Source organism: Pseudoalteromonas sp. UBA6610, from assembly GCF_002433295.1.
Classification (GTDB): domain Bacteria; phylum Pseudomonadota; class Gammaproteobacteria; order Enterobacterales; family Alteromonadaceae; genus Pseudoalteromonas; species Pseudoalteromonas atlantica.
Genome location: NZ_DJHW01000080.1, coordinates 14,948 through 37,272 on the forward strand (window position 1 = coordinate 14,948; position 22,325 = coordinate 37,272).

General features: G+C 40.4%; 20 protein-coding genes and 1 pseudogene. 8 read left to right on the forward strand and 13 right to left on the reverse strand.

The window, feature by feature from the left end; all coding sequences use genetic code 11:
- Positions 1-12: 12 nt before the first annotated feature.
- The 6 genes from pgl to B4F91_RS10640 all read right to left on the reverse strand — a co-directional run bounded on the left by pgl (position 13) and on the right by B4F91_RS10640 (position 8,272).
- Positions 13-723 carry a 6-phosphogluconolactonase gene (gene pgl / locus B4F91_RS10615; RefSeq protein WP_286937523.1) on the reverse strand — a complete coding sequence of 237 codons (711 nt, stop codon included), beginning with the start codon at positions 721-723 and terminating at the stop codon, positions 13-15.
- Positions 724-726: 3 nt separating this feature from the next.
- A complete protein-coding gene (gene zwf, locus B4F91_RS10620; RefSeq protein WP_004589178.1) occupies positions 727-2,199 on the reverse strand; it encodes a glucose-6-phosphate dehydrogenase in 1,473 nt (490 codons plus the stop codon).
- A 268-nt stretch (positions 2,200-2,467) separates the two neighbouring features.
- Entirely contained in the window at positions 2,468-4,114 is a 1,647-nt protein-coding gene (gene pgi / locus B4F91_RS10625) for a glucose-6-phosphate isomerase (RefSeq protein ID WP_248444049.1), read from the reverse strand.
- A 518-nt stretch (positions 4,115-4,632) separates the two neighbouring features.
- Positions 4,633-6,858 carry an aminotransferase class V-fold PLP-dependent enzyme gene (locus tag B4F91_RS10630; protein ID WP_286937524.1) on the reverse strand — a complete coding sequence of 742 codons (2,226 nt, stop codon included), beginning with the start codon at positions 6,856-6,858 and terminating at the stop codon, positions 4,633-4,635.
- Between the two features lie 126 nt (positions 6,859-6,984).
- Positions 6,985-8,061 (reverse strand): AI-2E family transporter, encoded by a 1,077-nt coding sequence (locus B4F91_RS10635; RefSeq protein WP_286937525.1) that lies wholly within the window; start codon positions 8,059-8,061, stop codon positions 6,985-6,987.
- Complete coding sequence (locus tag B4F91_RS10640; protein ID WP_004589174.1) at positions 8,054-8,272, reverse strand: hypothetical protein; 219 nt, start codon at positions 8,270-8,272, stop codon at positions 8,054-8,056. The genes B4F91_RS10635 and B4F91_RS10640 overlap by 8 nt, the downstream gene beginning before the upstream one ends.
- A gap of 147 nt (positions 8,273-8,419) precedes the next feature.
- On the opposite strand from B4F91_RS10640, the gene B4F91_RS10645 reads away from it, so the two are divergent.
- Genes B4F91_RS10645 through B4F91_RS10665 form a run of 5 tightly spaced genes read left to right on the forward strand, consistent with a single transcriptional unit; the run spans position 8,420 to position 11,940 of the window.
- Positions 8,420-9,085 carry a hypothetical protein gene (locus tag B4F91_RS10645; RefSeq protein ID WP_004589173.1) on the forward strand — a complete coding sequence of 222 codons (666 nt, stop codon included), beginning with the start codon at positions 8,420-8,422 and terminating at the stop codon, positions 9,083-9,085.
- A 1-nt stretch (position 9,086) separates the two neighbouring features.
- Positions 9,087-10,544, forward strand: a complete 1,458-nt coding sequence (locus B4F91_RS10650; protein ID WP_024034211.1) for a M48 family metalloprotease — start codon at positions 9,087-9,089, stop codon at positions 10,542-10,544.
- A gap of 54 nt (positions 10,545-10,598) precedes the next feature.
- Positions 10,599-10,946, forward strand: coding sequence for an arsenate reductase (glutaredoxin) (gene arsC / locus B4F91_RS10655; protein ID WP_286937527.1), 348 nt, complete (start codon positions 10,599-10,601; stop codon positions 10,944-10,946).
- Positions 10,946-11,500 carry an NAD(P)H:quinone oxidoreductase gene (gene wrbA / locus B4F91_RS10660; RefSeq protein WP_286937528.1) on the forward strand — a complete coding sequence of 185 codons (555 nt, stop codon included), beginning with the start codon at positions 10,946-10,948 and terminating at the stop codon, positions 11,498-11,500. The genes arsC and wrbA overlap by 1 nt, the downstream gene beginning before the upstream one ends.
- Entirely contained in the window at positions 11,497-11,940 is a 444-nt protein-coding gene (locus B4F91_RS10665; RefSeq protein WP_004589169.1) for a DUF2069 domain-containing protein, read from the forward strand. The genes wrbA and B4F91_RS10665 overlap by 4 nt, the downstream gene beginning before the upstream one ends.
- A gap of 282 nt (positions 11,941-12,222) precedes the next feature.
- Here B4F91_RS10665 and B4F91_RS10670 read toward each other — a convergent pair whose 3' ends face one another.
- Both B4F91_RS10670 and B4F91_RS10675 read right to left on the reverse strand, forming a co-directional pair.
- Positions 12,223-13,560 carry an ankyrin repeat domain-containing protein gene (locus tag B4F91_RS10670; RefSeq protein ID WP_004589168.1) on the reverse strand — a complete coding sequence of 446 codons (1,338 nt, stop codon included), beginning with the start codon at positions 13,558-13,560 and terminating at the stop codon, positions 12,223-12,225.
- A gap of 210 nt (positions 13,561-13,770) precedes the next feature.
- Positions 13,771-14,364 carry an MlaC/ttg2D family ABC transporter substrate-binding protein gene (locus B4F91_RS10675; RefSeq protein ID WP_004589167.1) on the reverse strand — a complete coding sequence of 198 codons (594 nt, stop codon included), beginning with the start codon at positions 14,362-14,364 and terminating at the stop codon, positions 13,771-13,773.
- 246 nt (positions 14,365-14,610) lie between these two features.
- On the opposite strand from B4F91_RS10675, the gene B4F91_RS10680 reads away from it, so the two are divergent.
- Positions 14,611-15,147 (forward strand): acyloxyacyl hydrolase, encoded by a 537-nt coding sequence (locus B4F91_RS10680; protein WP_029772479.1) that lies wholly within the window; start codon positions 14,611-14,613, stop codon positions 15,145-15,147.
- Positions 15,148-15,267: 120 nt separating this feature from the next.
- Here B4F91_RS10680 and B4F91_RS10685 read toward each other — a convergent pair whose 3' ends face one another.
- Entirely contained in the window at positions 15,268-16,638 is a 1,371-nt protein-coding gene (locus B4F91_RS10685) for a YjiH family protein (protein ID WP_029772478.1), read from the reverse strand.
- Between the two features lie 70 nt (positions 16,639-16,708).
- On the reverse strand, positions 16,709-17,767 hold the full coding sequence (bamC, locus tag B4F91_RS10690; RefSeq protein ID WP_029772477.1) for an outer membrane protein assembly factor BamC: 1,059 nt from the start codon (positions 17,765-17,767) through the stop codon (positions 16,709-16,711).
- A gap of 360 nt (positions 17,768-18,127) precedes the next feature.
- Here bamC and B4F91_RS10695 point away from each other — a divergent pair, with 360 nt between their 5' ends.
- The gene (locus B4F91_RS10695) at positions 18,128-18,664 is read left to right on the forward strand and encodes a glycine cleavage system protein R (protein WP_029774547.1); all 537 of its coding nucleotides are present in this window, start codon (positions 18,128-18,130) and stop codon (positions 18,662-18,664) included.
- A gap of 10 nt (positions 18,665-18,674) precedes the next feature.
- On the forward strand, positions 18,675-19,154 hold the full coding sequence (bcp, locus tag B4F91_RS10700) for a thioredoxin-dependent thiol peroxidase (RefSeq protein ID WP_029774548.1): 480 nt from the start codon (positions 18,675-18,677) through the stop codon (positions 19,152-19,154).
- A 130-nt stretch (positions 19,155-19,284) separates the two neighbouring features.
- On the opposite strand, the gene B4F91_RS10705 is transcribed toward bcp, so the two are convergent.
- The 3 genes and pseudogenes from B4F91_RS10705 to B4F91_RS10715 all read right to left on the reverse strand — a co-directional run bounded on the left by B4F91_RS10705 (position 19,285) and on the right by B4F91_RS10715 (position 21,709).
- Entirely contained in the window at positions 19,285-19,782 is a 498-nt protein-coding gene (locus tag B4F91_RS10705; protein ID WP_039972524.1) for a lactoylglutathione lyase family protein, read from the reverse strand.
- A gap of 78 nt (positions 19,783-19,860) precedes the next feature.
- A pseudogene (locus B4F91_RS10710) lies at positions 19,861-19,941 on the reverse strand (twin-arginine translocation signal domain-containing protein); the annotation flags it as partial.
- Positions 19,942-20,131: 190 nt separating this feature from the next.
- Complete coding sequence (locus B4F91_RS10715) at positions 20,132-21,709, reverse strand: DUF4041 domain-containing protein (RefSeq protein WP_286937530.1); 1,578 nt, start codon at positions 21,707-21,709, stop codon at positions 20,132-20,134.
- Positions 21,710-22,325 lie beyond the last annotated feature (616 nt).

Genomic DNA, 22,325 nt, shown 5'->3' on the forward strand with positions numbered 1-22,325 from the left:
TGAGCGGCTAAATTAAGGCGCCCAATACACTTCAATATTTATGCTTGGGTGGTTTAGCACAGCGCGAAGTGGCATATCGTTTACATCGCCACCCGCATTAGCTTGCTTGTAAACCGCTAGCTTTTCTTCACCACTGATCAGAAGTTTAACCACTTTAGAGTTTGCTATTGCATTTAAAGTCAGTGTCATGCGCTCTGTAATGCTGCCTGTCACGTCACTTTCTATTGCATTAATAGCGCATACAGTTTGCTGTGTTGTTAAACCATGCTCAAGGCCCTCTGCATGTGGGAACAATGACGCTGTATGGCCATCTGGACCCATGCCTAAAATTGTTACATCATACGGTGCTTTTAAAGCGCCATAAGCGGCTTCACATACTTGTGTACCTTGCTCGGCCGTTGCTGCATCGTTTTTCATGGTAATAAAATTAGCGGCACTGCCGTAATTTTGTAACAAGGTGCTTTTTATAAACGCTTCGTTACTTTTTTCGTGGCTTGGCTCAACCCAGCGCTCATCAACCATGGCTACATCAATATTTTGCCAATCTAAATCAAGCGTTGATAAGTGCTTGTACGCTGGCGCCGGAGACGAACCGCCCGATACCATTAGCACAGCACGGCCATCACTTTTTATGCCATCACGTAAAGATTGCTCAAGCGTGTGTGATAGCTCAGCGGTTAACTCATCTTTTGAGTCAAAAAATTTTTCAACAAGTGTTGCCATACCTTACGCCTTATCGCCTGTGTTAAACCACACGTGGTTGTTTTCAGCTAATAATTCATCAGCATCATCCGGTCCCCAGCTACCAGCACGATAAAGTGCAGGTTTGCCTTTGGTTTGCCAGCGCTCAATAATTGGATCTATCCATTTCCACGCTTGACGAACTTCGTCACGGTGTATAAATAACGATGGGTTATTAGCTGCAGCATCAAGCATTAAGCGTTTGTACGCATCAGAATGGAAACCGTTGCTGTATGCTTGAGAAAGCTCAATATTCATCGTTACCGGCTCTAATTGCATTTCAAGATTATCAAGGCGCTTAGACATAAGCGTTAATTGAATCGTCTCTTCCGGCTGCAAACGAATAACAAGGCGGTTTGGCTCAATATTACCCACGTTTTCTTCATAAATATTGTGCGATACTTTTTTGTACTCAACCACAATTTCTGCACAACGTTTAGCCATACGCTTACCAGTACGAAGGTAAAAAGGTACCCCCGCCCAGCGCCAGTTATCAATGTGTGCACGAATAGCCACAAAGGTTTCTGTTTTACTTGAACCTTCGTTAAGCTCTTCTAAGTAACCTGGTACAATTTTACCGTTTAAATCCCCTGGTACGTATTGACCGCGAACGATATTTTCATCTACGTCACCTTCAAGTAACGGACGAAGTGCTTCTAATACTTTAAGTTTTTCAGTACGGATGCTATTTGCGTTTAGTTTATTTGGTGATTCCATTGCCACTAAGCACAATAACTGTAATAGGTGGTTTTGCACCATGTCGCGCAGTGCACCGGCTTTATCGTAAAAACCAGCACGGCTTTCAAGACCTACCGTTTCAGATAAACTAATTTGAATATTATCAATAGATTTAGCATCCCACATGTTTTCAAACAGTGAGTTTGAAAAACGCAGTGCCATTAGGTTTTGTACTGTCTCTTTACCTAAGTAGTGGTCAATACGGAAAATTTGCTCTTCGTCAAAAAACTCTGCAATTTTACCATTGATAGCCTCTGCTGATTCGCCGCAGTAACCAATTGGCTTTTCAACAACCACACGTGAAGTGGGTGTGATTAAACCTTTCGTTGATAAAATTTCACAACATGTGCCGTAAACAGCAGGCGGAAGTGATAAATAAAATACGCGAGATTTATTGCTGTCGTGCTCATCTAAAATGCCTTTAAGTACATCCCAGTTGTCGTCAGCTTCGGTTACGTTGCTTACTACAGGCACTAAGTAAGTAGAAAATGCTTTCCAATCTTTAGCGTTAAATTCGCCTTTACTTAAAAATTCTTTCAGTGCGTTGTGTGCTGTTTCTATGTAGTCAGCACGCTTACTTTCTTCACGCACTGTAGGCAGAATACGCGAGCCTTCTGGTAAGTTGCCTTCTTGATATGCTCTGTACATTGCAGGTAGCAATTTGCGTAACGCAAGATCACCACCGCCCCCAAAAATTATAATATCAAAAGGATTAAGCATAGTTACTCTCTACGTTTGTAATACCTAAAAGCGACTTCCATAAGCCGCTTGGTATGCAGGTTTAGTGCTTGAATGACAGTGGCTCTTAGTGTTAATAAAAGCCTATTGAATGTTTTACGCTATGGCGTTTTATTTATTATTTGACTGTTCGCACAATTAAATGAGTCTTAGGAGTCCTGTAAATCCTCTCACAAAAATACAGGCCCTAAGAACTCCAGCGCTACCCGTTCAAAGGTACTCGGTTTGCTTATTTACATAAGCGAATATATTACTGCGTACGGTGTTGCTTGTAGTACGCGATTAAGCCATTTGTTGAACTATCGTGGGCGTGTTTTACGCTGTCATCGGTTAGTTCGCTTTCAATTTTAGAGGCAAGGCCTTTACCAAGCTCTACACCCCATTGATCAAATGAGCAAATTTCTAAAATTATGCCTTGGCAGAAAATTTTATGTTCGTACAGCGCAATTAAGCGTCCTACTGTTTTTGCATCAACTGTATCTAGCAGTATAGATGTTGTAGGGCGATTCCCCTGATGAATTTTATGATTTAGTAACTCATCAATTTGCGCTTGTGTTTTACCTTTAGCGGCTAAATCTTCTGTGACTTGCTGTGCATCTACACCGCTCATCATTGCTTCTGTTTGCGCTAAAAAGTTAGATAATAAAATATCGTGATGCTTATCTACGGCTACCTGCGGCTTAACTGAGGCAATAAAATCAGCAGGTACAATTACATTACCTTGGTGTAAACACTGATAAAACGCATGTTGGCCGTTAATACCGGTCATACCCCAAATAATAGGAACCGTTGTATAAGGTACGGTTTCGCCAGCAAAGTTTACGTGTTTACCGTTACTTTCCATCTCACCTTGTTGTAAATACGCAGGTAACATATGAAGCGCTTGGTCGTACGGTAAAATAGCTTGCGACGTAAAGCCTAAAAAGCTGGTATTCCATACACTAAGTAGTGCCATTATAAGCGGAATATTTTGCTCAAATGGGGCTGCTTTAAAATGCTCATCTACTTCAAATGCGCCTTCTAAAATAGCTTCAAACGCGTCATAACCTAGGTATAACGCAATAGGTAAGCCTATCGCACTCCAAAGTGAAAAGCGACCCCCTACCCAATCCCACATAGTGAATACGTTTTCATCGCTAATACCAAAGGCTGCGGTTTTTTCTAAGTTTGTGCTAACAGCAACAAAATGCTTAGCGATGGCGCTGTCATCTTTTGCTGTTTGTAAAAACCAATCAACGGCCGTTTTGGCGTTGGTCATGGTTTCTGATGTGGTAAATGTTTTCGATGAAATAACAAACAAGGTTGTTTCTGGGTCAATTGCTTTTAACACAGAGGCAATTTGAACACCGTCAGCATTAGATACGTAATGAACATTTAAAGTGTCATCAGCAAGTGCTTTTAGCGCTTCGGTTGCCATTTGCGGACCTAGGTTTGAACCACCTACACCAATGCTTACCACATCTTTTACTGCTTTACCTGTGTAGCCTACCCATTGCCCACTGCGTACTTTTTCTACAAAGGTTTTAATTTTTGCTAATTCGTTATCAACCGCTTGCGTTACGTCTTCGCCGTCAACAACTAAAGGCGTATGGGCACGATTACGTAAAGCAGTATGAAGAACAGCACGCTCTTCTGTAATATTGATTTTTTCACCGCTAAACATCTTGTCGCGCCAAGAGGTAATGTCACACTCTTTAGCAAGCTCGATGAGTTGTGCAAAAATAGTTTTATCAATACGCTGCTTTGAATAATCAAACAACACACCCGGAATTTGAGTAGAGAATGCATCAAATCGTGTATCATCTTGTGCAAATAACGTTTTTAGATGGGTTTGTTTCATCTGCGCGGCACTATTTTGTAGTGCTTGCCAACTTGCTAATTGCGAACGATTAGACATGTAAATATCCTCTAAAATATTTAAATTAATGATTTAAAAACAGTTTTAGGTAAAAAGACTTCGCTAATTGCGCGTAGTGCTAGTAAAAAAGCAAGCGCTTAGTATAACGAAAAAAGCAATAAAAATGCTGTTTTTATAATTTATGATGCAGATAATAACGCAATTTTTTACTTTTGACACCGGTATCATAAAAATTTTATGAATTAATTACCCACAAATTTTAAGCATTTAATAGTTTAAACAACATTTATTAAATATTCATGAATTAAGGCCTACTGACCTTTTAGGATTAAAATTTGTACAAACTAGAAACAATTTTATCCTGGCGCGAGGTTTGTTCCCTAGTGGGCTCAGTAACTGCTCCTGCGTTACGCTACTGGCTTACATCCATGTAAAAATACCAAACACACTGCAGCAAATTAAACTTCGAAACATTACAGGCCCAAAGCATAAAATGCATCGTATGCACTCGCCTAGCTTTATAGGTGGTTAAAACATCCTCAAAACTAGGCCCATAATTAGCTCACCAACGCCAAGCCACCCGCTACGTTATAAATATTCGCAAAGCCTAATTGCTGTAAATTTGCCGCTGCAATTTTAGAACGATTGCCGCTTCTACACAGTAATATATAGGTGTGCTGCGGGTTTAATTGATTTTGTACTATGGCGTTAGCCATACGGCTAAGTGAAATATTAAGCGTATTAGCTAAAGGCGCGGCAAAAAGCTCCGCCACATTAATTGCGCCATGTTCATACGGCTCACGGGTATCAATTAAATACACATTTTTTTGCGTTAGTAACGCTTTAGCTTGCGTAAAGTCTAGCTGCTTAGTGTCTGTTTGCACCGCCGCCTGTACATAGCCACACAATTGGTTACTGGTTTGCATATGCAGCTGATCGTGTTGTGCTTTTAGCTGTGCAAATTGCGCCGTACTTATTTCTCCATCTAATAATGGGCTAAGCAAAGGCGTTTGTGCACGTACAGTACGCCAGTTAATGGCAAAGCATTGCTGATAGTCATGCCCCGAACAAATAACCGTATCGGCACTTATTTGCTCAGCAAGGGTAATAAGTGAGTGTGCCATTTGCGTTGCACTGCCCCCTTCAAGCGAGGTATTGCCAAGCCCTGCAGGTAAAATTAAATCACCGCAAAAACAATAATCAATATGCCCTGTGGTGCGATCTTTTAAGAAATAACTAACGCTGTCTTTGCTGTGCCCTGGGGTTGGCTCTATAGTTAGCGTTTTTGTACCAAGCTCAATGCTATTTTGCAGCGCATGCGGTGTGCCTAGTACTTCATTTAACAAAGCCACTGCGCCTGGACGGTCTTGGTGCTGGTGGGTATCTAAAATTGCTTTTACGTTGAGCTGTTGTGTGCTCACTATTTTTTCAAAGCGCGGAATAAGCTCTATTACCGGGTCAATAATAACGGCGCTGTCATCGTCACTAACATACAGCCAGCTACACGCCCCTTTATGCCTAAATTGTGTTAATCCCAGCGCGCATACTTCTTGCTTTGGCGAGGCACTGTCAGAAACAATTAAGCAATTGGCCTCTAATACCGCCTTTAAGGAGCATATACGCTTACATGCTTGGCTAATTTGCTGCTCGGTTGCAGCAGGCCCAAAAGACAGCCTAATGGCGTTTTCACTTTGCCAATTAGTTGCCCCCATTGCATCAAGCACAAAACTGCGTGTTGCCCCTGTACTGCACGCCGAGCCACCGCTCACTCTAATGCCTGCTGCGTCAAATAAATCAATAACCTCTTTGGAGGTAAGCGTATCAACAGCAAAATTAAGGGTGGTAGGTACAGAATGTGAAAAATCGTGATTAAAGGTTATATCACCAAAGGTACTTTGCAGCGCATTAAGCAGTTGCGCTCTGTAGCTATTTAATACATCAACCGACTTAAACGTGTCGTCGTTTTTATCTAGCAGCAAGTTAAACAGTTTATTAAGCCCTGCTATGCCTGGTAGGTTTTCGGTGCCAGAGCGCATGCCGCTTTCTTGCCCGCCCCCCGCAATAAATGGCGTATAGGCACTGCCATTTTTAATGTATAAAAAACCAATACCTTTTGGTGCATAGAGTTTATGACCCGAAAACGGGGCATAATCTATGCTGGTACTACTAAGCGCTAGCGCTTGTTTACCTAAGGCTTGTACACAATCAACCATCCAAGACACTGATTTATTACGGCTGCGAATAGTATACTCAATAGCATTTAAGTCTTGATAAACACCGGTTTCGTTATTAACCGCCATGGTGCAAATCATTAGCGCGTTATTTATGTGCTCACTAATAAACGCTAAATCTAAAATCCCTTTACTATCAACAGGAATAGCCAGTAATTGGGCGTTAATGCCTAAAACGCTATTCCAATGTTTTAACGTATTAGGCACCGCTTTGTGCTCAGTTGCCCCGTACAATAATACAGGGTTTTTAATCGTATGATTTTTAGCATGAATGAGCGTTGAAACAATGGCTGTTTGTATGCCTTCTGTTGCGCCCGAGGTAAAAAGAATATCGCCATCGGGCGCACCAATAACATGGCGTGCATTTTGCCTTGTTTGTTCTAATAAATACTTAGCTTGTATACCGCTAATATGGGGGCTTGAAGGGTTACCAAAACAAATTTGCATGGTGTGCGACACCACGTCGGCAATACAGGGTAAAACAGGTGTTGTAGCGTTTGCATCAAGATAAACTTGGGCTGCTTGTTCATCGTGCAATAAAAACTCAGACATTAAAAAAGCACCTTTATTACTAAAAAATATATCTTATACCCAATAGTACATAAGTTTGTTCTCATTGGGTAATAATCAATTAGTAACTTAGGTGCGTTTACTATGCTTTTTTAAACTAAAAGTACATTACTGTGCCCGCTCTTTTGTTATTTCTCCATGCGTAGATGACCAGGCATTTATTAGCGCTTTTACAAGCGATGCGAGCGGAATGGCAAAAAACACGCCCCAAAATCCCCATAAGCCACCAAAAAATAGCACTGCAACAATAATAAATACGGGATTTAAATCAACGGCCTCAGAAAACAACAAGGGCACTAATACGTTGCCATCTAGCGCCTGAATGACCCCGTAAATTATTAGTACGGTCCAAAATTGCGTTTCGATACCAAATTGAAACAGCGCCACCGCCGCAACCGGTATGGTAACCAATGCCGCACCCACAAATGGAATTAACACCGAAAACCCAACCAACACGCCAAGTAAAGCTGCATAACGTAAATCAAGTATAGTAAAGGCAATAAACGAGGTGCCACCCACAATTAAAATTTCGAATACTTTGCCTCGAATATAATTCATTATTTGCTGGTTCATTTCGTGCCACACTTGCAAAATTAACCGCCTCTGCTGCGGAATAAGCGTAGCGGCACTGCTTGTAAGCTCAAGCTTGTCTTTAAGCATAAAAAATACAAGTAAGGGTACAAGCACCAAATAAATAAGCCATGCCACAACATCTTTTAACGAAGTAAGTGAAAACGAGACAATAACTTGGCCAAATTCGAGCGCCTTTGCCTCTACACTTGCCACAATAGCTTGGACCTGCTCGGCATTAATTAAACTGGGGTATTGCTGTGGTAAGGCCATTAAAAATGACTTACCTTGCTCTACCATGTGTGGGGTTTCTTGTACTAAATTACTGGTTTGCTTCCAAAGCACTGGGCCAATAACCAAAATAAGGGTAAGCATAACCCCGGTAAATATCAGCATTACAATTACTGTTGCGCTAAAGCGTTTTAACCCAAAGCGCTCTAAGTGTACAACCGGCCAATCAAGTAAATAAGCAATCACCAATGCCACTAACACAGGAACAATTAACGAGCCAAAAAAGTACAGTAATGCCACAGAGGCAATGAGTAAAAAAAGTAAGGTGACTGAATGAGGATCTGAGAACTTTCTTTCGTACCATGTTTTAACGTATTCAAACATGCAATGGCTCCACTAGTAATAGTCCTAGGTGTTGATCAAATTTATATGTATATGCATTTTTGCTTAAAAAACGCGTAATATCATCTGCGCTTTCGTCGTTATTTATACTAAACGTTATTGCCTTATTAGATGACTGCGCATTACGAAGCGCTAATTTAAATTGTACAAACTGTTGTGGGCATTTAAATTTTTTTAAATCGCACTCTAACATAACTACTTTACTCGCTAAGTAAAATGAATAATAAGTCGCATATTGTCGGTCATTCTATTTATAAAATGTGAACAGCAGTAACTTTTTCTTAAAACCATTCCAGCAATGGTTTATCCTTATAACATAATTAGCAGTAAGGATAAGTTAATGCCTGGCACGCATAATAAAGCGCAACTACCTAGTAATCCAACTCTCAAAGAGATTAATTGGTATAAAAAGCAGATAAACTGGGGAGAGCTCCCGCCTTTTTATCATCTTGTTGCTTCTTCGGTCAGCGAATCTGAAGGAATATTGGAGCACGGATTTGATAATGCTGTAAAAAGCCTGATCAATAAACGCAATTGGAACTTAGACTTGCTTGATGGCTATGAAGATGATTTTGGTGAAATACACACCAAGCATAAGCCGCGTATAGCACTACACCAAGTATTTACCGACCGTGGCTTTGAGCTCTGGGCGCAACCTTATGCTAAAGACATAATTATTGATCAATACGTTAAAGATAACCGCTTTATGGAGTTTAAAGTATGGGATCCGCATTCAATGAAAAACCTGATCCGCATAAATCAGCTCCATAAGTTTATTGGCTTTTATTTTGAGCGCGGCGACAAGGCCGATAAAGCCATTATTTTACATGCACATAAGGTAGTACATAAAATTATTAAATTTTTGCAGCAGGAATTGAACGTTGTAAAGCTTGATGGAGTCACAATAAAAGAACTCTACCAATTGTGCGAAAAAGACAGCCGTGCAAGCAGCGATGAAATTGACATAGCAAAAATTGCCATTGGTGAACAAATTAACAAGGAATAAAATGCAGCTAAAATCAGCCTTTATCACTTTATGCAGTGCCGCGCTTACCTTTAGCCTACTGGTTAGTGAGCCGTTAAAGGCACAAACAAACTTTACGCTACCCGATTTAGGCACGTCTGCGCTACAAGTTTTGCCACTTGAAAAAGAACAAGCCATTGGCGAAGTGATGATGATGCAAATAAGAGGCTCATCACCGGTAGTAAACGACCCCGTTTTAGACGAATACTTAACCACACTTGGCAGAAAACTTGTAGCTAATGCTAACGACGTGCGTTTTCCTTTTTCGTTTTTTTGGGTAAATAACAACGAAATTAATGCCTTTGCTTTTTACGGCGGGCATGTTGGTGTGCATACTGGGCTTATTGCGCAATCAGATAACGAAAGCCAATTTGCCTCTGTACTTGGGCACGAAATAGCGCACGTAACTCAGCGCCATTTAGCTCGTCGTATTCAGCAACAACAAGACAACAGCGCACTGACTATTGCAGGCATGATAGCCGGTATATTAGCCACCGTTGTTGCTCCCGACGCAGGTATTGCTATTATTTCGGCTAACCAAACCCAAGCTGCGTTTAGCCAACTAACTCACAGCCGTGCTGCCGAGCAAGAAGCCGACAGAATTGGTATGCAAACCCTTAATAACGCCGGTTTTGACGCCCGTGCATCGAGTGAATTTTTAACTAAACTTTCAGCGCAAATAAGATATAAGTACAAACCACCCGCTTTTTTACTGACTCACCCATTGCCAGAGAGCCGTGTATCTGACGTACGCCTACGTGCAGAGCAATTCCCTGTGCGCCATTTAAACCCAAGCCTTGAGTTTAATTTAGCAAAAAGCCGAGTACTTGCTCGTTATGCCAATAAGCCCGAAAATGCCGAAGCGTTATTTAAAAAATTAATGCGCGAAAACAGTTACAACAACACCGCGCTTAAATACGGCTTGGGCATAAGCTTACTTGATCAAGATAAACTAGATGAAGCCGCCGAAATTTTAGAGCCGCTATTAGCACAAAGTCCTAAAAATTTATTTTATATCGATACCCATACCGATTTACTAATAGCGCAAAAAAAAGCCGACGAAGCGGTAAAGTTTTTGGCTGAACTAAACAACTATCGCCCTAACAACCAAGTTATAACTTTAAACTATGCAAATGCGGCATTAGAGGCTGAGCAGTTTGAATTAGCTGAAAACATTTTAAAAAGCTTTTTACTTGAAAAACCCGACCACAACTTAGGTAAACAGCTATTAGCCGATGCCTATAAAAAACAAGACAAGCTTGCTGCTTATCACGAGGCCAATGCTGATGTGTTATCGCAATATGGCGCGTATATTAAAGCCGCAGACGAAATCCAAAAAGCGCTTAACTTCGTAGAACCCACAGAGCTGGTTAAACAGCAACGCCTAAAAGCCTTGCTTACTCAGTATCGCCGTTTACAAAAAGAGCTGGCAAGGCTTTAAGTCTGCCAGCGCTTGCCCTAAAATAGCGGCAAATTACATTTTGGAACTAATTGTATGTCAGTGACTATTTATCATAATCCACGTTGTTCTAAGTCGCGTGAAACCCTCGCATTACTAGAACAAAACAACGTAACACCAAGCGTAGTAGAGTATTTAAAAACACCGCTTAACCATGAGCAAATAAGCCAACTTTTAGAACAATTAGGCTTTAGCTCAGCTCGCCAGCTAATGCGCACAAAAGAAGATGCATACAAAGCGCTTAACCTAAAAGAAGAAACCAACGAGTCAGCGCTAATAAATGCCATGGTAGACAACCCTAAACTTATTGAACGCCCTATTGTACAAAACAAGGATAAAGCAGCCCTTGGCCGCCCGCCTGAAAACGTATTAAGCGTACTATAATGACGACTCGCATTGTTGTACTGTATCACTCAAGCCATGGCTCGGTTGAGGCTATGGCGCACGAAATAGCCGAGTCTATAGAGCAACAGGGTGCCACAGCCGTATTGCGTACCTTTGTTGCTAAAAATCCGCACGATATAGTAATTACAAAAGATGATTTAATAAATTGCGACGGCCTTGCGTTTGGTACACCTACCCGATTTGGCATGATGGCATCGCAAGCAAAAACGTTTTGGGAAACCACCAGTGATCTCTGGCTAAAAGGCCAGTTAATAGATAAACCAGCCTGTGTGTTTTCATCGTCAAGCAGTATGCATGGCGGCAATGAAGCCACCTTACTTAATTTATCATTACCGCTACTACACCACGGCATGATGTTATTAGGGGTACCTTACGAAGTACCAGAGTTATTAGCTACGCAAACCGGCGGCACACCTTACGGGGCATCACATGTAGCCGGCAGTAGTAATACGAATACTTTAAGTAAAGACGAAATTAAAATATGCCAAAGCGTTGGTAAACGCCTCACTCACATTGCGAGAAAACTTCAATGAATACCGCTGACACCCCTGCTAAAAAGCCAATTACTGTAAAATTTCAGCGCACCGCTATTTTTGGCTATGTGGGTTTATTACTTTTATTTCCTCTGTGGATGTACTTTGTACCTCCGCTAAATGGCAACGCAAGTTTTGTATCCTTGTTTGTGCCTATAATCCCTTTACTGTTGCCCTTAAGAGGCTTTATTAAAGACAACACTTACACTTACGCCTGGGCTAATTTTGTTGTTATGTTGTACTTTATACACGGCTTAACCATGTTATGGGCTGCACCTGATGAGCTAATATGGGTGTTATTAGAGCTTGTATTTGCCTCTGCCATGTTTATTGGCTGCACGTATTACGCAAGGCACCGTGGGCAAGAGCAAGGCTTAAAAATACGTAAGCTTAAAGAAGAGCTCGCAGAGGAAAAAGCCGCTAACGAATACAATAAATAATGCTAATTCGCAAAATAAATTATTTAAGCTGAAAGTTGAAATAATACCAATCCGCATAAGTAATCTATTTTGAGGATGGAAAAACGTGTCGATAGCAAGGCAAAAAATTCGCTATTTAGTTGTTCTAAATGAGAGTTTTTTAACGCAGATAGCGACACGTTTAGCCCCGCAAAATGATTAGATATTATTGCGGATTGGTATAATAGCTTATACATACAAAAAACGCGCTTAACATAACAATGTAAGCGCGTTTTTTAGGCTTTTAGTTTGCCATGGCGGCCGCTACACTAATTCGCTCAGTGCAGCGAGTGCAACTATACTGGCTAATCCAAGCTGAGCTATTAAGCTTAACAACGAAAAAACACGTAACACAAATAACCCCCACGGGTGCTTTATATGTGGATAGAGCGCACAGCGCTTTAAGCTCGCCGCAAAGAAAAAACACACCGATGCAATCAATGTAAAAATTAAAGTCAGCTCACTTTTTATAGCAATGCTTTCATCAAAAAAGAAATAGAGCTGCAATGGCAATAAAATAGTGACAATTGCGTGTAAGGCGTGCACCTTTTTAATGCGGTTAAACTGCCCTTCTGGCGAAAGCTCTTTTATACCAAAATCGCGCTCAAGGCATTTAACTAAATTGCTTGCTTTAATACTTACTGCTAACCGGTAACAGCTTAAGCCCTCGTTATTACGTGCTCTAAAGTCGTAACCTGCTTTTAGTAATAGCACCATAAGGGTTTCGTTTTTAGCTAACACTGCATAATGCAGTGCGGTATTGCCTAAGGTGTCTTGCGCTTTTTGATCCTGTTTAGCCAACAGGGTTTCTATCACATTTACATAGCCTTTTTCGGCTGCCCACATAAACGCTGTTTTATTGTTTTCATCAGCCAATGTACCAGTGGCACCTTGCTCTATGAAACGCATCGCCATGGTTTGCTTTGCGCTTTTTTGGCTTAAATGAGCAAGTAATGCTTTTTCAAGCAATACAATAGAATCAACATCAGGCGATACTTGCGTTAACAACGTAAAATAGTCTTTACCGTTTGCTACTTTTTGACTGGCAAGCTCTGTAAGTTCGTTTAAGTCAGCGACCGATTCAGGTAAAAAAGCACTTAAACGCTCTCTAAAATCAACTTCTTGCCACAGTGCTAGCGTATCGTGTGCACTTAATTTGCTGCCACTATTTAGAGCATGTTCAATTAACGAAAAATAGCGTTTACTAAATAATAAGCTAAACAACGAAAGCGGCGTATCAAGTGCGTTTTGCGCCGCCACACTGGCGTATTTTTCTAAGCGCTGGCACAGCATTAGCGCCATTGATTCGCTGGTGTATTCGTTATCTAAATAATGATTTTTAACAGCAGCAATGTAAGCGTGCGCATCTTCGTCATATTCACTAATATGCTGAAAATAACACTCTTCAAAGGGTTCAAGCGGGGTTAACCATATCAAATAGTAAATGGGTGGTAGCACAGTGGTGCATACACCGTCATCTTCAATAGTAGAACGACATGCAGGCCAAGCTTCTAAAGCATCTAAAATAAAGGCACCGTTTTGTTCTACAAGTCCTTTAATAAGTAATGGGTATTCCTTTGGCCAAATCAGTACATTTTCCATTAAAACAGCACAACTCCAGTGTAGCTTGATGAGGCGTCAGTTATAGCAGTTTTTAGCTGACACCACGCTTAATCGACGTGGTGATATTCTATCACACCTTTTTTTTGCTGCGAGCTTAAAGTAGATGAATATTAAGAAAATATAAAAGCAGCCAATACACTTTAGTGCGGCTGCTTTTGTGGTTGGAGAGGGTCTTAATCAGGAAGTGAACTATTTATTTTTTAGTTCGGTAATTACTTGCTCTAAGCCTACATCAGAAATACGTTGAATGATCTCTTTTTGCTTAGCGCTTAAAAGCGAAATACCTTCGGCAACAATGTCGTATACTTTCCACTGTTGGTCTTTACCTTGGCGCAGCTTAAAATGCAGATCAATCACGGGCGCGTTTGGCTCAATAATTTGCGTTTTAACCGTCGCGTACTCAGAGTCGCTTTTAGCGGTATCTTGTTCAAATACCACTTGCTGGCCGGTGTACTTCATTAGCGCACCTGCGTAAGTACCTGTTAAATAATGCTCTACAGCATCAATAAAACGTACAGCTTGCTCGCGCTCAATGCCTTTAATGTGCTTACCAAGCAATTTAAACGACACAAACTTAATATCTATGTTTGGCATTAAACGCGTCTCTACAATGCGCGCCATATCGGCTTTGCTTGCATCGCCTTGTGCATTTACTTTTGCAATATCGCTAAAAAGCGTATCGGCAACGCCTTCAAGCATATGTTGAGGCGACTGCGCCGTTTGCGCAAATAACGCGCTGCTAAAAAAGGCAGCAGCAATAAAAATAGTGTTAAAAAGTTTCATGAGCGTGACCATGTGTGTGATTAAGATGTGGCTAAATTACGCGATTTTAAGCCACAAAAACAGACACAAAAATGCACCTTATTAATGCCAAAACAGCACCAATTAAATAAACTATTTATTTTCAATTAGTTAAGCCTTCCCTGTTAACAGCCCATAAACAAGCGGCATTTTGTCCTCATTGAAAATGTGAATGGCCCGCCCTTATCATTTATTTACTCATTCGACTCACACACCAATTTGGCAGTTATGAAAACGGTATATAAAACTTTCACACTTATTCTATTTTTAGTTATTTCAGTATGGGGTAACACGGCGTTTGCGCAGTCTAACCATGGTTACGCCGTAGATGTTCTCAAAGGCGAAGGCAACGTGAATGGCGTTAAGCTGGCTTATCAATATCATGCCCCTAGCTTACAAAACTTAGTGGGCGATGCACGCTTTTATTTTGAAACCAGCGTTAATATGTGGGAATACCGCCATGGTGACAACTCTCAATCTAATCTTGTTTTGGCTATGTCGCCCGTACTGCAGTTTCCTGCTTTTAGTTTTCATAATACCCCGTTTTATATTGAGGCAGGTATTGGCGTATCGCTTATTGATGAAACTAAATTTGCGGGCAAAAATATTAGTACTCACTACCAATTTGAAGACCGTATTGGCCTAGTTGCAGACTTTGGCCACACAAACGTAGCGCTTCGGGTTATTCATTACTCAAACGCCGGATTTAAAGAGCCTAACCCAGGTTTAAACTTTTTAACTCTTTCAGTGGCAAGGCGTTTTTAATCTTCATTCGGATTTAGTATCAATTTGCCACTTAAGAATGTTAAGTATTAGGGTGAATTGAAATAACTAGCCACAAAAAAGCCCTGATAAATCAGGGCTTTTTATAATTAAAATACACTACTAGCCAACTAACCAGTGCGCCATTAAGGCAATAACCGGCAGCGTAATAAGTGTACGTAAAATAAATATAACGAACAGCTCAACAATGTTTACCGGTATTTTACTGCCCAGTAAAAGTGCGCCAACCTCAGACATGTAAATTAGCTGAGTTACGCTCATTGCGGCAATAATAAAGCGAGTTACATCACTTTCAATGGTGCCCGCAGCTAAAATTGACGGAATAAACATATCGGCAAATCCCACCATAATAGTTTGTGCCGCGGCCTGTGCTTCGGGTACTTGTAACCACTCTAAAAATGGCACAAACGGCATACCTAAATATTGAAATACCGGCGTGTGCTCAGCAATAATAAGTGCAAATGTTCCTACGGCCATTACAACAGGCAGTACACCAAACACCATATCAAGTGCATTATGTACACCCTCTTTTAAGGTACCTTTAAAGCCCGACGAGTTATTGGCTTTTGCTAATGCTACATCAAGTGAGTGCCCTACTAAGCTTTTACCCGTTGGGATAGCCTCAGCATCGCGATTTGGCTCACTACCATCAATAAGCAAATCTTTTTTAAAGCGAAGTGGCGGTAAGCGCGGCACAATAATAGCGGCAACCACACCGGCTAAACATACGGTGGCATAAAATGGGGCAAATAAGTGCTCTAATTTCACTTGACCTAAAACCACCAAGCTAAAGGTAATAGAAACCGCCGAAAACGTAGTACCAATAATAGCGGCTTCGCGCTGCGTGTAGTGCTTTTGGTCGTACTGCCTTGCGGTCATTAAAATACCAACACTGCCATCACCTAACCACGACGCAGTACAGTCAACTGCACTTCGCCCAGGTACGCCAAATACAGGGCGCATTACCTTGGTTAGCATGGTGCCTGCAAGCTCTAATAACCCAAAGTTAATTAGTAAAGGCAGTAATAAACCGGCCAGTATAAATACCGAGAACAAAACAGGTAATAAGTCGTTTAATACCAAAGCGCCTGTGTTTGCAGAGGTGATTGCCTCGCTACCTAACCCTAAATGGGTCATTAGCACAAACGCCATACCAAATAAACGCACCACTAACCACACTACACTTACATCAAATAAATGTTTTAACAGGGGAGATTGGCAAATAGCGGCGGGTTTAAATACTTTGGTGATCACCGACATAACGCCAGTAATACAAATAATGAGGGTAATAATTGCTTGCGCAGAGCCAGACATCAACGCTTGCACGCCTTTAGCCATTAACGCAATAGGAATGGTCATCCCGTCTGCGGTAGGAATGGGTGTCATAAATAAAAACACACCAATTAACGACGGTACTAAAAAAGTAAACCAAGTGCGCCACGTATAGTGCCCGCGAGGAGGTAACTGAGACATATTTTTTAATCCATAAAAACTACAAAAAGAGCAAAGCGCTCTTTTTGTAGTAAAAACTTATTATTAATTATTAAATTTTGATGCCGCGCTGAATAAGTGCTGCTTCTAACGCTTGTTGTAAACCATTCATGGTGCCAGGTTCGAGTGTTTCGCCTTTGTCATCCATCCAGGTTAAGCTTGTACCGCCTTCTTTAGTTTTGCTCACTAAAATTTGGTATTGGCCTTCTTCAATTGGAAGCTGCGCAACTTCGTCGCCCCAAATAGAATCCCATACACTGCTTTCTGGCTTGTTGTAGTCGGCAGTTATTAAGCCGGTATCGGTTTTAATCTCAACAATAGTAAACGATAGGCGTTCTAAAAAGCCCGAGAAGCGGTCGAATACTGCATCGTATGATTGCTCAGTAACAAGTGCAGCATTGCCTTTGTTATCAAAGCCCATTTCTAAAGAAATAATACCTTGGCGCTTGCGGTTTTCTACTTCTAACTGACGATAGCGATAATCAAATTCAGCCACAACTTGGTTAAGCGCGCGTACTTCTAATTGCTGCTTAAGTAAATCGGTTAACGTATCATCACCTTTAAAGTCAATAAGTTCCGCGCGTAACGAAGCAGTACGCTGATGCGATTTTTCTTCAATTGTGAATCTAAAACGCTCTTGGTTTTCGCTTACCTCATCGCCCCACAACCAGCTCTCTTCAGCTTTAATTATTGAGTACCAGTCAGTTTCGATAATACCAAGTAGCTTATCTTCTTTTGTGGTTGTTGCATTATTTTCGGCAATAACCGCTTTAATTGAGTCCCAAACAAATTCATCTAAATCAACAATGCCATCGTTTTTATCAAAGTAAATACGCGCTTGTTTATCGCCCTCTTCTACCCAGCTACCTTTAGCAACAGTTAAAACCTGTGCTGGTGGACGATAGTTTGTTGCCTCAGGGTTGTTATCGTATTGGCCCACATCCATTTTATAAACCGGATCTTGCGCTGGTTGAGATAACGATGGCGGGGTTTTAACACCTTCATGCGTACGATAATTGCGTTCGTTGTGCGCTTCATTAATAAAAACATTACACCCTGATAAACTTACCAATACACTCACTGCAAGTGCTTTTGGGATCCAATACTGCACAGATATTTCTCCTTAGCATACCCTTTAATTGTTTTACACGTATATGAGTGGGTAATACCGAATTTGGTTCAGTGTAAAATCAACATTAACTTTACATTTATTATTTGGCTGTCTAATTGCAATAAAGTTCACACCTAAGTGTTATAAAATCAATCACAACAAAAAGACAAATTTTAGCTATGGTACTTTCCTGTGCCAGTAAAAACAAGGAACACAACGCTTTAAAGCGCCTTTAATTAAGTGCCTATGTAGTTTAGGGCGCTTTTTGTGTTAAACTTCGCCGCCGTGCAACGTAGTGTATGCGCAGCGGGCTATACCAACTCGGTTGTTATATTTCAAAAAACGTAGGTATTAAACTTCATGACTGCATTTTCAAATCATCAAATTGTTTTAACCGCTATTGGCGAAGATAGACCGGGAATTGTAAGTGAACTTACACAGCTTGTAAGTGATTGTCATTGCAACATTATAGATAGCCGAATAGCCATTTTAGGCAGCGAATTTACCTTTACCATGCTGCTAAGCGGCGATATGTCGGCCATTAGCCGCATAGAGCACACCTTGCCTACTAAAGGCATGGAGCTAGGCCTACTCACCATGATGAAGCGCAGCACCACTCGCCACACCGAAAGTGAATTTTGCGCAGGCTATACCCTTGAATACACAGGGATAGACACCCCAGGTACACTGAGTAAAGTAACGCGTTTTTTTGCCGATCACCACATTAGTATCTGCTCATTAAAGTCAGACACCTACGATGAAGAAACCGACACTAAAATGCGCTGCGAAATTGAGTTTAATATCCCAGTAGAGGTTGATATAGACCAATTTAAAGTGACCTTTGAAAACCTTTCGCACAGTCTTAACGTAGATTATATTTTTAAACGTATTCGCTAAGGAGCACAGCATGAACAAAATTAGCCCATTACAAGCCGGTGATACAGCACCAGAATTTAGCTTACAAAATCAAAACGACGAAACAGTCACCTTAAGTGAGCTGTTAAAAGAGCAACAAGTACTGGTGTACTTTTACCCTAAAGCCTCTACACCGGGTTGTACGGTTCAAGCCGAAAACTTACGTGACCAACAAGCGCAGCTTGCTCAATTTAACACCCGCGTTGTAGGTATTAGCCCAGACCCTATTAAGCGCCTTAAAAACTTTGAAACTAAAAAAGAGCTTAACTTTGATTTACTCGCCGATGAAGATCACGCCATTGCTGAAGCATTTGGCGTATGGGGCTACAAAAAATTTATGGGTAAAGAGTATGACGGTATTCACCGCTTAACCTTTTTAGTAGGCCAAGACGGTAAAATTAAACACTTATTTGATAAGTTTAAAACCAAAGATCACCACCAAGTGGTTTTAGATTACTTAGCGGCGGAATAAGTAAGCTGTAAGCTGTAAGCTGTAAGCTGTAAGCTGTAAGCTGTAAAAAATATACAAAAGCGTTGCTCTAGGGCAACGCTTTTTTATTAGCGTTTATTCAATGAAGTACAGTGACTCGTTACATAGTTAATTAACCATAAGCGCCACTTGAATATATAAGCTCGTAACTGTGGCTATAAATTTCTAAAATATTGCCAAACGGGTCTTCCATGTAAATCATGCGGTATGGTTTTTCTCCTGGGTAATAATAGCGCGGCGCTTTCATACGCTTTTTACCACCTGCGGCCACTATTTTATCTGCGAGTCCTTCTACATCAGGGTCTTGTACGCATAAATGAAATATTCCCGTTTTCCAATACTCAAAATTATTCTTTGGGTTTTGCTGATTTTTAAATTCAAATAGCTCAACCCCCACCCTATCCCCTGTTGATAAATGGGCTATTTTAAAACTGCCCCACCCAGCACCAAATACATCAGTACACATCTCACCAATCGGTGATTTATCTTCTGTTATTTGTGTGGGTTTCATAATTAAATACCAGCCCAGCACCTCAGTATAAAACTTAACGGCTTTTTCTAGGCTTGGCACTGACACACCAATATGCGAAAACGTTCGTGGATAAGGCATTGGCGAACCAGCTAAGCCATTTGCTAGCTCGCCTTTATCAGCTGCTTGCAGGTTGGCATTAGCATTCAAACTTGTAAACAGCATAGGCAGCGCGGCAGCACCCAACCCAGCTGCCGATAACTTCATAAAATCTCTTCGATTTAGCTCTTTTTTACTCATGGCATGTTCCTTAACGGCAAAGGCGTTAAATGTAATTAAAGGAATTAATTAGCCATGATAAATGATTGTAGCGAGGACAAAAAATTATCAAATATGATATTAATGATTACGTTTTGTGATGGTGGTTGGAAGGAGTATTTAATTCATATAGTGTTATTTGAATCAACACTATATGAATTATTGGCTTTAATTATGCAATTGCGCTTTGTCGCATGCTTTTCTCTATGGATAGGCTTTCTCGATATTCAGCAGCTTCTGCTTTCAGCGTCCAATGAACATCTAAAATACCACTCACTTCTACAGCTTGTTTCACTTCAGATATCGTTGTTTTAAAAAACTCTTTTCTTGAGTTAATCTTATTAACTGAGCATAAGTTGAAACGACGATGAAGTTCTTTTTCCAAAGTTGGTGCGTCCTCACTAAATATCATTGCATGAACATCAAAAGAAAACGGGACAGATGCATCTCCAAGCTCTTTAACACGGTCCATTGGTTCTAACCTTCGAGTCATACCTATTTTAAATACTTCTTCACCAAAACTACCAATGTTACTGATGACATAAACATGACCACGTCTAGTTTGTTGTGCCATAGAAATAGCTCTTTGTCCTTTATCCTCAGCTTCTTTTAATTGATTTTCTAAATCAAACAACTTGGCTTCATAGTCAGCTTTTTGTTCATCATTGGCAGCTAAAAGCTCTTCCCTGACTTTTTTTAGCGCTTTTTGAATTAATCGTTCTTCCTTCTCAGCTTCTTTTCTTGCTTTTTCGATATCTCGTAGCGCTTTTTCCTCTTCACGTATCTGTGCCCGAATTTCAGCTTGTTCTTCTCGTTCAATTCTTTTAAGTTCACTGACCGCGACTGCCCACTTAAGCTCTGTTAAACGAGCATTTAAATACTTTTCATTAATCCGCGCACTACGAAACGGTACGCCATTGTGATTTACTAATGCAAAAGCATCTAAAATTTCTTGGTTTATCTTCCCAAAATTGTCGTGTTTTACTTTGGATAATGCACTATCTACTTTGCCGTTAAAAGCATCAACTACAAAATGTATTGCGTATGTTTTTCTATGGTGCTCGACATAATCGCAATCGCCTGCAAAACCATCTTTAACCATTTGGCGGATGTTTTGACGTATTAATTTTAACTCGACTCCAGCCTCTTTATGGCTAAATTCATCAGCTAAATCATCTAAAACTGAGTGATTTGGTATTATGTAGTCGTCTTTATAGCCATCGATAGTATTTCGCATAGCTTTAATTGCTTGTTCATAGATATCTGCTTTTTCTTTAGCCTCGTAAGCATCACCAGCAATTTCTTTAGCTTGCTTAACTGCAAATGATGTAATTCGATCTGCCTCTTGATTAGCCTCAAGGCGAATTTTCTCAGCTTTTTCTTTTGCTTCTTTAAGCTTTTGGTTCCCTTCGGCTTTATACCCTTTCAGGGTTTCTCTTGTAGTAACAGCTTCTAGTTCAATGTCATTCGCTAAATCCATTGCATTTTGTTTTATAGTCTTTGCTTCCAACTCAGCTTTTTCTAGAAGGTCTTTAATATAGTTTTCTACTTGAATAATTGGGCTGTATTTATCAAGTAACTCTTTATTTTTAATTGATGTGTTCTTAATTTCTGCTCTTGACACATCAAGCTTGTCATTCAATGAATCTATATTTTTTTTAGATTGCTGCTTTAGGTTTTTAACCGTGCTGTACCAGCTAAAACAAATGATTATAACTACAAATGCGAGTATTGAACTAAGAAGTTCCATATCTAAATCCTTTTATTAAATTAACTACAGACCGTATCACAGATTAGCTGTACTTGATAAATGTATAGCAATACAAACCCACTCTTAAAAGCATTTGAAAATAATGGGGCTGGTAGTTTTATAAGAGTTCTCTGTTTAAAATTAAGTGGCTAAATACCAATCTATTTGATAAAAAGATAAAAAAGGAGAATTTAATTTTGAGTAAGGCAATCAAGTTGAGAGTGTATTTAGTCGCATTGATTATATGTGTTATTGGCTTTATGTTTTCACCAGCGAGTAGCCAGTTTTATACAAACCCGTTTTATATTGGCAGTTTTATTTTTGCAATCGCGCTGATTATGAATGTTATTAATTACTTTTGCCCAAATTGTAAGAAAAACCAGGTAATGCAATCAGCTACTAGCTATCGCCTGCCAAAAAATAAATGCTATCACTGCGGGGAAGAAATTAATTAGCCTTTTCGGATGGCGCTTTGCTTATCCGACCTACGCGTTTAAATAAGCTGGTGTGGTGGTTTATATAAAGAGTGAGCAATGAAGTTGTGGTGTTGGGTTTCGTTTCACTCAACCCAACCTACTAGAGAACCTGAGGGGTCACCCATTAGAAAGTTCCGGTC

Coding starts and splice junctions, on each gene's coding strand:
- wrbA (WP_286937528.1), top strand. CDS start 10,946: ATGACGACTCGCATTGTTGTACTGTATCACTCAAGCCATGGCTCGGTT.
- pgi (WP_248444049.1), bottom strand. CDS start 4,114: ATGTCTAATCGTTCGCAATTAGCAAGTTGGCAAGCACTACAAAATAGT.
- B4F91_RS10640 (WP_004589174.1), bottom strand. CDS start 8,272: ATGTTAGAGTGCGATTTAAAAAAATTTAAATGCCCACAACAGTTTGTA.
- B4F91_RS10670 (WP_004589168.1), bottom strand. CDS start 13,560: ATGGAAAATGTACTGATTTGGCCAAAGGAATACCCATTACTTATTAAA.
- B4F91_RS10675 (WP_004589167.1), bottom strand. CDS start 14,364: ATGAAACTTTTTAACACTATTTTTATTGCTGCTGCCTTTTTTAGCAGC.
- arsC (WP_286937527.1), top strand. CDS start 10,599: ATGTCAGTGACTATTTATCATAATCCACGTTGTTCTAAGTCGCGTGAA.
- B4F91_RS10715 (WP_286937530.1), bottom strand. CDS start 21,709: ATGGAACTTCTTAGTTCAATACTCGCATTTGTAGTTATAATCATTTGT.
- B4F91_RS10635 (WP_286937525.1), bottom strand. CDS start 8,061: ATGTTTGAATACGTTAAAACATGGTACGAAAGAAAGTTCTCAGATCCT.
- B4F91_RS10630 (WP_286937524.1), bottom strand. CDS start 6,858: ATGTCTGAGTTTTTATTGCACGATGAACAAGCAGCCCAAGTTTATCTT.
- B4F91_RS10665 (WP_004589169.1), top strand. CDS start 11,497: ATGAATACCGCTGACACCCCTGCTAAAAAGCCAATTACTGTAAAATTT.
- B4F91_RS10695 (WP_029774547.1), top strand. CDS start 18,128: ATGACTGCATTTTCAAATCATCAAATTGTTTTAACCGCTATTGGCGAA.
- pgl (WP_286937523.1), bottom strand. CDS start 723: ATGGCAACACTTGTTGAAAAATTTTTTGACTCAAAAGATGAGTTAACC.
- bcp (WP_029774548.1), top strand. CDS start 18,675: ATGAACAAAATTAGCCCATTACAAGCCGGTGATACAGCACCAGAATTT.
- B4F91_RS10645 (WP_004589173.1), top strand. CDS start 8,420: ATGCCTGGCACGCATAATAAAGCGCAACTACCTAGTAATCCAACTCTC.
- B4F91_RS10650 (WP_024034211.1), top strand. CDS start 9,087: ATGCAGCTAAAATCAGCCTTTATCACTTTATGCAGTGCCGCGCTTACC.
- B4F91_RS10705 (WP_039972524.1), bottom strand. CDS start 19,782: ATGCCTTATCCACGAACGTTTTCGCATATTGGTGTGTCAGTGCCAAGC.
- zwf (WP_004589178.1), bottom strand. CDS start 2,199: ATGCTTAATCCTTTTGATATTATAATTTTTGGGGGCGGTGGTGATCTT.
- B4F91_RS10680 (WP_029772479.1), top strand. CDS start 14,611: ATGAAAACGGTATATAAAACTTTCACACTTATTCTATTTTTAGTTATT.
- B4F91_RS10685 (WP_029772478.1), bottom strand. CDS start 16,638: ATGTCTCAGTTACCTCCTCGCGGGCACTATACGTGGCGCACTTGGTTT.